The sequence below is a fragment of the Shimia sp. R9_1 genome, from assembly GCF_017743775.1.
Taxonomy (GTDB): domain Bacteria; phylum Pseudomonadota; class Alphaproteobacteria; order Rhodobacterales; family Rhodobacteraceae; genus Shimia.
Window position 1 is genome coordinate 468,849 of sequence record NZ_JAGHRN010000002.1, and the last position, 12,172, is coordinate 481,020.

The 12,172-nt window shown below is 58.1% G+C and carries 11 protein-coding genes; all 11 read left to right on the forward strand.

Translation table 11 applies throughout. The features are described 5' to 3' along the window. Nucleotides 1-317: 317 nt before the first annotated feature. The 11 genes from J7399_RS08645 to J7399_RS08690 all read left to right on the forward strand — a co-directional run bounded on the left by J7399_RS08645 (nt 318) and on the right by J7399_RS08690 (nt 12,168). Nucleotides 318-875 carry a DUF3305 domain-containing protein gene (locus J7399_RS08645; RefSeq protein WP_209058533.1) on the forward strand — a complete coding sequence of 186 codons (558 nt, stop codon included), beginning with the start codon at nt 318-320 and terminating at the stop codon, nt 873-875. After that, nucleotides 872-1,555 carry a DUF3306 domain-containing protein gene (locus J7399_RS08650; RefSeq protein ID WP_209085329.1) on the forward strand — a complete coding sequence of 228 codons (684 nt, stop codon included), beginning with the start codon at nt 872-874 and terminating at the stop codon, nt 1,553-1,555. The genes J7399_RS08645 and J7399_RS08650 overlap by 4 nt, the downstream gene beginning before the upstream one ends. Further along, nucleotides 1,552-2,160, forward strand: a complete 609-nt coding sequence (locus tag J7399_RS08655) for a molecular chaperone TorD family protein (protein WP_209058536.1) — start codon at nt 1,552-1,554, stop codon at nt 2,158-2,160. Before J7399_RS08650 ends, J7399_RS08655 begins: the two co-directional genes overlap by 4 nt. 49 nt (nt 2,161-2,209) lie before the next feature. Beyond that, nucleotides 2,210-2,401: a ubiquinol-cytochrome c reductase iron-sulfur subunit N-terminal domain-containing protein gene (locus tag J7399_RS08660; RefSeq protein ID WP_209058538.1), complete on the forward strand. Its 192-nt coding sequence runs from the start codon at nt 2,210-2,212 to the stop codon at nt 2,399-2,401. A gap of 105 nt (nt 2,402-2,506) precedes the next feature. Beyond that, nucleotides 2,507-5,401, forward strand: coding sequence for a formate dehydrogenase subunit alpha (locus J7399_RS08665; RefSeq protein ID WP_209085333.1), 2,895 nt, complete (start codon nt 2,507-2,509; stop codon nt 5,399-5,401). Nucleotides 5,402-5,413: 12 nt separating this feature from the next. Next, the gene (fdh3B, locus tag J7399_RS08670) at nt 5,414-6,007 is read left to right on the forward strand and encodes a formate dehydrogenase FDH3 subunit beta (protein ID WP_209058542.1); all 594 of its coding nucleotides are present in this window, start codon (nt 5,414-5,416) and stop codon (nt 6,005-6,007) included. 120 nt (nt 6,008-6,127) lie between these two features. After that, nucleotides 6,128-7,324 carry a formate dehydrogenase subunit gamma gene (locus J7399_RS08675; RefSeq protein WP_209085335.1) on the forward strand — a complete coding sequence of 399 codons (1,197 nt, stop codon included), beginning with the start codon at nt 6,128-6,130 and terminating at the stop codon, nt 7,322-7,324. 2 nt (nt 7,325-7,326) lie between these two features. Then, a complete protein-coding gene (locus tag J7399_RS08680) occupies nt 7,327-8,622 on the forward strand; it encodes a c-type cytochrome (RefSeq protein WP_209085337.1) in 1,296 nt (431 codons plus the stop codon). Between the two features lie 4 nt (nt 8,623-8,626). Then, entirely contained in the window at nt 8,627-8,752 is a 126-nt protein-coding gene (locus tag J7399_RS21085) for a hypothetical protein (protein ID WP_280637703.1), read from the forward strand. A 4-nt stretch (nt 8,753-8,756) separates the two neighbouring features. Beyond that, a complete protein-coding gene (locus tag J7399_RS08685; protein WP_209058548.1) occupies nt 8,757-10,139 on the forward strand; it encodes a sigma-54 dependent transcriptional regulator in 1,383 nt (460 codons plus the stop codon). Beyond that, nucleotides 10,132-12,168, forward strand: coding sequence for a HAMP domain-containing sensor histidine kinase (locus tag J7399_RS08690; RefSeq protein WP_209085340.1), 2,037 nt, complete (start codon nt 10,132-10,134; stop codon nt 12,166-12,168). The genes J7399_RS08685 and J7399_RS08690 overlap by 8 nt, the downstream gene beginning before the upstream one ends. The last annotated feature ends 4 nt before the right edge of the window (nt 12,169-12,172 follow it).

Consider the following 12,172-nt stretch of genomic DNA (forward strand, 5'->3'; position numbering starts at 1 on the left):
CCTCCCCTGTTCGGCGGCAATTGGTGCGGTCGAACGCACCTAGGAATGCATGAATCTTTGATGCCGTAAAGCCCTGCAAATACGCGAGAGGCTCAGGAGAATCGGAAGGCTAAAGCCTAGTGATTCTCTTGGTTTTGACCTCAGGTGGACAATCTGACCTAACGTCAGAATGTCGCAGCGTCTCTCGGATCAAAATGTCCAGTTTTGAGAGCGGATTGTCGGCTTTGTGCGTTTTTCTTTGGCAAACGGAGGTGTTGGGGGGATCATATCTGTGCCTGCAAAAAAATTTGTAGGCATGGGAGGAGAACTAGAGCCGCATGCGCCAAGCGCCGGTTTCATTGCCACTGGGCATCGTTATTCGCAGGACACCCTCGGCCAGCCGTTGGGTGCCTTTTGCGTGGCAGGCTGTTGCTGTCTTGCCGGGAGCGGCGCAGGCCGACTGGCAGGTGCTGCGCGAGGAGGGAGATGCGGTGGAGTTTCATGCGGCCACGGTATCGCTGGAACTTTGGCACACGGATACGGAGGCGTATCTGACCACGCTGTCATCGCGCGTGCCGTCGATCGGTGTGGTGATGCGGGAGAATGAGGATCCGGATGCAGATCATCCTTACGATATTCTGCTGGCAACGGCCTCTGCCTACGAGTTTCAGGACTACGCGGACAGCGGCGAAGAGCTTCTGGAGCTTGTGCCGATGCCTGAAGGGTTGATCGCCTTCTTGCGCGACTTTGTTCAGGCTCACCACGAGGAAGAGGTTTTTGTGAAGCGGCGCCGGGACAAGAAGCGCACCGACCTGACGGAAGATGGCCGCGGGGACGCGCGGATTTCGCAGCTGAGCGATGTGTACCGCGCGCCGCGCACGGGGAGGCCAAATTGAGCCGGGGTGGAGATTTCTGGGCACGCCGCAAGGCGGCCGTTGCAGAGGAAGCTGCTGCGGAGGCATTGGCTGTTGAGAAACAGGTGCTGGCAGAAGAGCACGCAGCGCTTGAGGAAAAGACAGACGCAGAGGTGCTGGCGGAACTGGAATTGCCGGATCCTGATGAGTTGGATCAGGGCGACGATTTTTCGGTCTTTCTTGCCAAAGCCGTGCCGGAGCGCATTCGTCGCCGCGCACTGCGCAAACTTTGGCTGACCAATCCGGTTTTGGCCAATCTGGATGAGCTGGTCGATTACGGTGAGGACTTCACCGACAGCGCCATGGTGATCGAAGGCATGCAGACCGCCTATCAGGTGGGCAAAGGCATGTTGAAACATGTGGAAGAAATGGCCCGTCAGGCGGCGGAGAAAGAGGCCGCTGAGGCGGAGCCTGTCGCCGAAGCTGAGTCCGCCGATGAAGCGGGCGAAGATGTGTCTGCGGTGACGCTCTCTGAGTCGGAAGAAGCACAGGACGGCGGTTTGGAAGATGCCCCTGCCGCCACAATGTTTGAGGGCGAAGACACAGAGTTTGCGGGTGATATGGCCGAAACCGAGGAGCCGGAGCCTGCATCGCCCGTACGCCGCCGTTTGCGGTTTGCTTTCGCCGCACAAGAACAGACTGGGGAGATGACACAGGGATGAGTGAAGTCGTCAAAGACATCGTGATTGCCGAGGAAGATCTGCTGCGGGCGGATCTATATGATTTTCTGGCGGCGCTTCTGGCGAATCCGCCGGACAGTGGGCTTTTGCAGCGCGCAAGCAGTCTGGGCGGTGACGACAGCGCTCTTGGTCAGGCGATAAGCACGTTGGCGCGTGTTGCCAAGGCCATGAAAGAGCCAGCGGTCGAGCGCGAGTTCAATGCGCTGTTCATTGGTCTGGGGCGTGGCGAATTGATGCCCTTTGCCTCCTACTACCTCACCGGGTTTCTCAACGAAAAACCGCTTGCCACCCTGCGAGCTGACATGGCGGGGCTGCGTATCACCCGCGCGCCCAATGTTTATGAGCCGGAAGACAATATCGCCAGCCTGCTTGAGATGATGGCGGGGATGATCCGTGGGCGTTTTGGCGAACCGACGCCGCTGACACGTCAGAAGGATTTCTATTTCACCCACATCGCCCCGTGGGCCGAGCACTTCTTCACAGATTTGGAGGGAGCTCAGAACTCGGTGTTCTACGCCCCTGTCGGCACTGTGGGCAAAGCCTTCCTTGAGATTGAGACACAAGCGTTCCGCATGGGGGCGGAGTAAGCGCAAAACGAAACGTCGGGCCCCAACCGACATGAAGAAGGAGCAGACCATGAGCCAGCCAGAGGAAAAAGGCGCCAGCCGGCGCGATTTTCTGAAGCTCGCCACGACGGCAGCCCCAGCTGCAGCCGCAGTGGTGGCCCTTTCGCCTGACACGGCGGAAGCCCAACCGGCTGACCTGTCCAGCAACAAGATGCAGGACACTGCGCACACCCGCGCTTACCTCGACAGCGCCCGGTTCTGATCGGACGTTATCCCCGCCCCCGACCACCGGTTGCGTGACGCCCACCGGTCGGGATCAGAGAGTTACCTAGCAAGTTCCCGTTAAGGGACAGCAAGGGAGGAAACTATGCTTAGGAAAAAGACCAACGGGGTTGCGCGACGCCCCCAGCGGACAAGTATCCTGTCTGTTGCAGCTGAAAAAGCTGTAGACCGCCGCACATTCCTGCGCGGATCCGGCCTCGCCATTGGCGGGCTGGCAGCAATTGGTGCCACAGGAGGCACCGTCACTCAGGCGCAAGCCCAAGACGCCGCAAACACCGCCGTTGAAACTGTCAAATCCGTCTGCACCCACTGCTCTGTGGGCTGTACGGTTGTGGCAGAGGTTCAGAGCGGCGTTTGGGTCGGTCAGGAACCAGGTTGGGACAGCCCGTTCAACCTCGGTGCACATTGCGCCAAAGGCGCTTCGGTACGCGAGCACGCCCATGGCGAACGCCGTCTGAAGTATCCGATGAAAAAAGAAGGTGGTGAGTGGAAACGCATCAGCTGGGAACAGGCGATCAACGAGATCGGCGACGGCATGATGAAGATCCGCGAAGAAAGCGGCCCTGACAGCGTTTATTGGCTAGGCTCTGCCAAGCACAACAACGAACAGGCCTATCTGTTCCGTAAGTTTGCTGCCTATTGGGGCACCAACAACGTGGATCACCAGGCGCGTATCTGTCACTCCACCACTGTTGCAGGTGTTGCGAACACATGGGGCTACGGCGCCATGACCAACTCCTACAATGACATCCACAACTCCAAAGCCATCTTCATCATTGGCGGCAACCCGGCCGAAGCCCACCCGGTTTCGCTGTTGCACGTGCTGCGCGCGAAAGAGCGCAACAACGCGCCGCTGATCGTATGTGATCCACGCTTCACACGCACGGCGGCCCATGCGGATGAATATGTGCGTTTCCGTCCCGGCACCGATGTGGCGCTGGTTTGGGGCATTCTGTGGCACATCTTCGAAAACGGTTGGGAAGACAAAGAGTTCATCCGCACCCGTGTTTGGGGGATGGACCAGATCAAGGAAGAAGTGGCCAAGTGGAACCCGGAAGAAGTTGAACGCGTCACAGGCGCGCCGGGTGAACAGCTGCGCCGTGTCGCACGTCAGATGGTCAACAACCGTCCCGGCACCGTGATCTGGTGTATGGGTGGCACGCAGCACACCAACGGCAATAACAATACGCGTGCGTATTGTGTGCTGCAGTTGGCGCTGGGCAACATGGGCACAGAGGGTGGTGGCACCAACATCTTCCGCGGCCACGACAACGTGCAAGGGGCAACGGACCTTGGCGTTCTGTCCCACACGCTGCCGGGCTATTATGGCCTGTCTGCAGGCGCATGGGCGCACTGGGGCCGTGTCTGGGGTGAAGATGGCGATTGGCTGAAAGGCCAGTTTGCGACCACCACAGGTGCTGACGGCAAAGAGAAGTCGCTTCAGAATCTCACCGGTATTCCGGTGTCGCGTTGGATCGACGGTGTGCTGGAAGATCCAGAGAACATGGACAACCCCGACAAAGTGCGGGCCATGGTGCTTTGGGGCCACGCGCCAAACTCGCAGACGCGCGGTAAGGAAATGAAAACAGCGATGGAGAAGCTGGACATGCTGGTCGTTGTCGACCCGTTCCCAACCGCTTCTGCTGTTATGCAAGACCGCACCGATGGCGTGTATCTTCTGCCGGCCTGTACGCAGTTTGAGACCCGCGGGTCCGCGACCGCGTCCAACCGCTCTTTGCAATGGCGTGATCAGATCATTGATCCGCTGTTTGAGAGCAAGCCGGACCATGAGATCATGGGCCTCCTTGCCAACAAGTTTGGCTGGGCAGACCGTTTCTTCCGCAACATCGAAATGGAAGACGAGAACACCCCGAATGTGGAAAGCATCACCCGGGAGTTCAACGCAGGTCTGTGGACGATTGGCTACACCGGTCAGTCGCCTGAGCGTATCAAGCTGCACATGGCAAACCAGCACACCTTTGACCGCACCACGCTGAAAGCGAATGGAGGTCCGGCTGATGGTGACTACTACGGTATGCCGTGGCCATGCTGGGGCACACCAGAGATGAAGCACCCGGGCACGCCAAACCTCTATGACATGTCCAAACGTGTCTCTGAGGGTGGTTTGACTTTCCGCGCCCGCTTTGGTGTGGAACGTGACGGTGACAACCTTCTGGCCGAAGGTGTGGCAAGCCTCGATTCCGAGATTCAGGATGGCTACCCAGAATTCACAATGCAGATGCTGATGGATCTGGGCTGGGATGGCGATCTGACGGATGAAGAGCGCGCTGCCATTGATGCGGTGGCCGGACCCAAGACCAACTGGAAAACCGACCTATCAGGCGGCATCCAGCGGGTGGCGATCAAGCACGAATGTGCGCCATTTGGGAACGCGAAAGCGCGTGCCGTGGTTTGGACCTTCCCGGATCCGATCCCGCTGCACCGCGAGCCGCTCTACACCAACCGTCGGGACCTGGTGGCGGATTATCCGACCTATGAGGATCGGAAATTCTATCGTCTGCCAACCATGTACGCCTCGATCCAGAAACAGGACTTCAGCAAGGACTACCCGCTGATCCTGACCTCTGGTCGTCTGGTGGAATACGAGGGTGGCGGGGATGAAACCCGTTCCAACCCGTGGCTGGCCGAGCTGCAGCAGGACATGTTTGTCGAGATCAACCCGCGTGATGCGAACAATCTCGGTGTGCGTGATCAGGCGCAGGTGTGGGTCGAAGGTGCCGAAGGAGCCAAGGTCAAAGTGATGGCCATGGTGACCGAACGCGTCGGCGAAGGTGTGGTTTTCATGCCGTTCCACTTTGCGGGCCATTTCGAAGGGGAGGACCTGCGGAGCAAGTATCCGGCAGGGGCCGATCCATATGTGTTGGGCGAAGCCACCAACACGGCGCAGACCTATGGCTATGACAGCGTGACCCAGATGCAGGAGACCAAAGCGACTCTCTGCAAAATCTGGGCAGCATAAGGAGGAAGAGAAATGGCACGAGCGAAATTTCTCTGCGACGCGGAACGCTGCATCGAATGCAACGCCTGCGTGACGGCCTGCAAGAACGAGCACGAGGTGCCCTGGGGCATCAACCGGCGTCGCGTTGTGACAATCAACGACGGCACACCGGGTGAACGTTCGATTTCTGTGGCATGCATGCACTGTTCAGATGCGCCTTGTATGGCGGTCTGTCCGGTGGATTGCTTCTATCAGAACGAAGAAGGTGTGGTGCTGCACTCCAAAGACCTGTGCATTGGCTGTGGCTATTGCTTCTACGCGTGTCCGTTTGGCGCGCCGCAATATCCCCAGGCAGGCAACTTTGGCAGCCGTGGCAAGATGGACAAATGCACCTTCTGTGCAGGCGGTCCGGAAGAGAACCACTCCACTGCGGAATTCGCCAAATATGGCCGCAACCGCATCGCAGAGGGCAAGCTGCCGATCTGCGCGGAGATGTGTTCAACCAAAGCCCTTCTGGCGGGTGACGGGGACGTTGTCTCCGCGATTTACCGCGAACGCGTAGTGGCGCGCGGTTTTGGCACCGGCGCTTGGGGCTGGGGCACCGCCTATGAGCAAAAAGGCGGCTGATACCGTCAAAATCACCGGCGGCGGGTTTCCTTGCCGCCGGTTTGATGTTTCTAGGAACTCTTTCATGCGCGGTTACGGGCAGAGCCCTGACCCCATGGTTTCAGATGATATGAGGATGTGATGCGCGCGCTTCTCTGGATGGCTCTTTCGTTCATGTTGGCATGGCCAGCTTTGGCTCAGGATACGGCACCTGATCGCAGTTCAACGGGCGGCGCTCAGACGCTGGAAGATATCATGGCGCGACAGCGTGGTGAGAAACTGGATGACAGTTTCCGGCGTGATGCGACCGGGCAGGGCAATGTCGAAGCGTTGATTGGCCAGCTGGGCACGCGCGGCGTGGCGTCAGACTCCGAAGTGTTTCGTGCATTGCGCTATGGCAGTGCCAACACCACCACACAGGCCAGCGGGCCGACCAGCACATTGCTCATTCAAGACAGTGGCATGGCTTGGCTGAGTTTCCGCGAGGGGCCGCTGCTCACTTATGGGCTTTATCTGCTGGGCGGCATGACGGCTGTTATTGCGCTGTTTTGGCTAATCCGCGGCAAGATCATGATCGAAGGGGCCAAGACCGGGCGGAATATCATCCGCTTCCTGGCGATTGAACGGTTTGCTCATTGGCTGATGGGCGTGTCCTTCATTGTCCTTGGGATCACCGGCCTTGTGCTGATCGCCGGTCGTAAGTTTATCCTGCCCTGGATGGGGCACGAAGCCTATGCCACCATCGCACTGGCCGGCAAATGGGTGCACAACAACATCGCCTGGGCCTTTATGCTGGGACTGGCGATGGTCTTTGTCATGTGGGTGCATCACAACATTCCGGATCGCACGGACATCAAGTGGCTGGCAAAAGGCGGTGGGCTGTTTTCCAAAGGCGTGCATCCGCCTGCCAAAAAATTCAACGCAGGGCAGAAGATCATTTTCTGGTCGGTGATTGTGTTGGGCGTTTCGATCTCGGCATCTGGCCTCGCGCTGCTGTTCCCGTTTGAGCTGCCGATGTTTGCCAAGACCTTCAATGTGTTGAACATGACTGGTCTGCCGCAACTGGTAACGGGCGGTGCATTGCCGGAAGTGCTCTCTCCTTATGAAGAAATGCAACTCAGCCAGCTCTGGCATGGTATCGTGGCCTTTGTCTTTATCGCCATCATCGTGGCGCACATCTATCTTGGGTCCGTTGGCATGGAAGGCGCGATTGAGACCATGGCGACCGGCGAGGTGGATGAGCAATGGGCGAAGGAGCACCATTCAATCTGGTATGAGGAGGAGCTTGCCAAAGCGCAGGCAAAACCCGGCGCTGATCGAGCGACACCAGCGGAGTAATCATGCGGGCTGTCGCGCTGTTTCTTGGTTTCCTGTGTTGGGCCACCGGTGCGGTGGCTGGGGAGTTCTTTCAACTGACCGGCCACGGAGGCCCTATCAAAGGCATCGCGGTCTCTCCGGACGGTCGTCAGATCCTGACGGCAAGCTTTGACAATTCTCTTGGCCTTTGGCGAGAGCAGGAGCCGCTGTGGCTGGAAGGCCATGAGGCAGCGGTAAACGCGGTGGTTTTTGTGACCGACACTCTGGCGGTTTCCGCCGGGGATGATTTTGCCGTGCGGCTTTGGGATCTGGACGCTGGAACGTCACAGCTTCTGGGGCAGCATAAGGGCAAGGTTATGGCGCTGCGGGTGGCGCCTGATGGGCGCAGTGTCGCAAGCGCCAGTTGGGATGGATCGGTTGGCATCTGGCCGCTGAGTGGAGACGCGTCGCGACTTATTCAAGTCGGCAGCAATGTGAATGACGTTGCTTTTGCACATGACGGTGCCGCCCTGTTTTCCGCCTCCGCAGACGGTAAGATACGGCTCTATGACACCGCAACTGGCGACTTGAGGCAACTTTTCCTGACCAATGGGTTTGGCGTGAACACTTTGGTTTTGCGCGAAGATCTTGGTTGGCTGGCTTTTGGCGCCGTGGACGGTGTCACAAAAATTGTCACCCCTGATACTGCTGAGCTGATCAAAGACATCACGCTTGAGCGGCGGCCGATATTGGCCATGACCAGCAGTCGGGATGGCCGTCATCTCGCTGTAGGCGACGGCGAAGGTTATATTCTGATGCTGAACACCGAAGATTGGTCGATTGCCAATGACATCAGGGCCACCCACCGTGGGCCGATCTGGGCGTTGGCTTTTTCTGCTGATGGGGAAAATATTCATGCGGGTGGGTTGGATGAGGCAATGTTCAGCTGGCCGCTGTCTGATCCGGATGACACCCCCCGGATGGTGGCGGAAGGTCGCGCGTTTCTGAACGGCAATGACAGCGCCTCTAATGGGGAGCGCCAGTTTCAGCGCAAATGCTCCATTTGCCATACGCTGACCGGAGACAGTGCCAGACGGGCAGGGCCGACGCTCAAGGATGTCTTTGGACGCGAAGCGGGCACGGTTTCTGACTACAGCTACTCGGACACCTTGCTGACATCTGATGTGATTTGGACAAGCCAAACCATTGATGCGCTTTTTGATTTGGGGCCGGACGTGTATATTGCGGGAACCAAAATGCCGGTTCAACGCATCACCCGCGCCGAAGACCGCGCAGATTTGATCGCCTATCTGCGCCTTTACAGCGACTTTGAGGACTAAAGATATGAGAGTGTTTTTCCTGGCCTGCGCAGCAGTGGCTGCCATTTCCGTGGGCGCCTACTATGGGCTGCACGCCATCGGGTTTTCTGCCAGCGATGTTGCCAGTGGAACAGCCGTAAGGTTGGATTGACCACATGAACCAAATAGACCGTGCGTCTGCGCAAACGAAACGTCCTTCTGAATTTGGCATTGGCCTGTCGACAGCTTCGGTGCTGGTGGTGGATGACGAGCCGGGCATTCGCAACTTCATCGTCAAAATTCTCGACCCTGTGGTCGGGCGCATAGAGCAGGCGGCCAATACGGATGTGGCCAGCCGCCTGTTGGATCAGAACCATTTTGACATCGTAATTCTGGACAATGTGATGCCCGGGACCTCGGGGCTTGAGTGGCTGAGCGAGCAGCGCAAGCTTGGGTTCTTTGCTGACACCATTTTGATCACCGCATTTGCAGATATGGACACCGCGATTGAAGCGATGCGCGCGGGGGCCGTCGACTTTGTTTTGAAGCCTTTCCGCTCCAACCAGATTTTGAACGCGGTGGCGCGCTGTGTGGATCGTGTGAACCTGCGGCGGGAGAATTACCTGCTGAAGTATGAGCTTGCTGCGGGCAACGAGCATGTGCGCGCGCGCCTCCTCGGCAGTTCGCCGCAGATTGAGACCATACGCTCCACGATGGCCCGTGCCGCACCTTTGCCAACACCGGTTTTGCTGACGGGGGATACCGGCACGGGCAAAGAGGTTGCCGCACGTGCCTTGCACATGATGTCGCCGCGCGCCGACAAACCTTTTGTGCCAATCAATTGCGCAACCATTGCCGGTGACATGATTGAGCACGAGCTTTTTGGTCACATCCGGCAGGACGCAGGCGGGCGCACGGTGCGTCATGATGGTGTGTTCATGAACGCCAATGGCGGCACGCTTTACCTCGATGAGATCGTGGAGCTGCCGCTTCCGGTGCAGGCGGCGTTGCTGCGTGTGGTGGAACATCAGAAAATCCGGCCTGTGGGCTCCTCGCGGGAGGTGCCGCTGGACCTGCGGTTTCTCTTTGCCACCAATGCCGATCTTGAAGCGGCGGTCAAAGATGGCCGCCTGAGAGAAGACCTGTATCACCGCATCAATGTGCTGAATATTCAGATGCCACCTTTGCAAAACCGCGAGGGGGATTTGAAAGAACTGGCCTTGATGTTCTTGCAGCAAATCTCAAAGTCGCTTGGTGTGCCGCCCTTGACCCTGTCTGAGGGGGTGCTTTTGAACCTGGCGCGGTATGACTGGCCGGGGAATGTGCGCGAATTGCGTAACCTGATTGAGCGATCACTGATTGTGGGCGAATGGCCGGCGGAGTTTGCGGCCAACGGTGCCGAAGAAGAGGTTGCGGCGGTGGACAGCCTCGCGGCGGTAGAGCGTCGGCATATTCTGACGGTGCTGGCAGCCTGTGACGGTAACCGTGCGGAGGCCGCAAGACGATTGGGGATTTCCCGTAAAACCATCGATCGCAAATGCGCGATGTGGAATGACTGACACAAGCGCCAAAAGGTCATCTTCGGCCTCAAGGTCAACATGGGCCTGGCTGCCACGACGCCGCTCCGCTTCTGTGCGGATGCGGCTGTTGGCTATCGCGCTTTTGCCAACGCTGGTCATCATGCCGTTGTTCTTCATTATTACGGCGGTGAATTGGTCTTCGCGGTTTGATAACCTGCTGATTGCCAAAGTGAATGGCGAGCTGACCATTGCGGATCAGTACCTGTCTCAGTTGCTTGAAAACAGTGACCTGCGGATGCAGGCGTTGGCGGCCTCGGCGGATTTTGTGGATCATGTCCGGTCTGACGATCAGAGTGGCATCGCGCGTCTTCTGCAGGTGCAGCGGGTCCAGCTTGGGCTGGATTTCCTTTACTACCTTGCCGCGGATGGTTCTGTGATCGCCTCTCCTCGTTTGGTGGATGACAGAAATCTGGCGCGGTGGCCTGTTGTGTCTCAGGCGCTGGCCGGGTTTGGCTCTGCGCAGATTGATGTCTTTTCAGGAGAGGATCTGGCCAAGGTCTCCTCCGATCTGGCTGAGCTCGCGCGTATTAAACTGGTGCCGACACAGGCTGCGGTACCAACAGAGCGTGTCGAGGAGACACGGGGCATGATGGTGCATGCGGCCACGCCGGTGTCAGAAGATGGGCGCCACGGTGCTTTGGTTGGGGGTGTTCTGCTCAATCGCAATCTCCCTTTTATTGATACGATCAACGATCTGGTCTATCCGACCGCGAGTTTGACCGAAGGCAGTCAGGGCACTGCGACGCTGTTTTTGGATGATGTGCGCATCTCCACCAATGTGCGCCTCTTTCAGGATGAGCGTGCCTTGGGCACCCGTGTTTCCGCCGTGGTACGAGAGGCTGTTTTGGATCGCGGTGAGGTCTGGCTCGACCGTGCCTTTGTGGTGAACGATTGGTACATCTCAGCTTATGAGCCGGTCACGGATAGCTTTGGCAATCGCGTCGGGATGCTCTACGTCGGCTTTCTGGATCAGCCGTTTCGGGATGCAAAGTTCTCAACCATCCTGACCTTTGCAGTCGCTTTTGCGGTGATTGTGCTGATTTCCGTCCCGATCTTTTTGCGCTGGGCCCGCCAGATCTTTGCGCCGCTGGAGCGGATGTTGCGCACGATCACACGGGTTGAAGGCGGTGATCTGGGGGCGCGTACTGGCGTTGAAAACAGCGATGAGGAGATTGCGCGTGTGGCGGCACAGATGGATGCGTTGCTGGAGCAAATTCAGGAGCGCGATCGGGAGTTGAACCGGCGCGTGGCCGCACGGACGCAAGATTTGGCAGAAGCAAACCGGCGGCTGGAAGCCACGACGCGGCAGCTGGTTGTGTCCGAAAAACTGGCGGCAGTTGGTGAAATCGCGGCGGGCATCGCGCATGAGATCAACAATCCCATTCAGGTGATCCAGGGGAATCTGGATGTGATACGCGTGCAGCTTGGGGATCGGATTGAGGATATTCGGACCGAGCTGAAACTGATTGATGAACAGACGCATTCGATTTTTTTGATTGTGAACAAGCTTTTGCAGTTCACCAGGCCAGATGAATACGCGCAGGGGAGCGAACTTCATCAACCCTCGGCAGTGATGGTGGATACCGTGCCGCTGGTGCAGCATTTGCTGAACAGCGGGGACATCGCGTTACAGTTGGAGCTGGAAAGCGAAGGGGCGGTTGCGATCAATCGCACAGAGCTGCAGCAGGTGTTGATCAACCTGATCGTCAACGCCATTCACGCGATGCCTGAGGGGGGATCATTGCGGATCTCTACCAAGGACGACACGCGAGACGATCAGGCTGGTGTGTTGATCGAGGTGGCGGACACAGGTGTGGGTATGACAGACGCGCATCTGAGCCGGATTTTTGACCCGTTTTTCACCACCAAACAGGGGGAGGGCACGGGGTTGGGGCTGTCGATCTCGCGCAAACTGGTGGAGCTGTACGATGGCACTATCGAGGCGGACAGCACCATAGGCGAAGGCACGGTGTTCCGCCTGTGGTTCCCGTGCGCAGATCAGGGATAGGGTG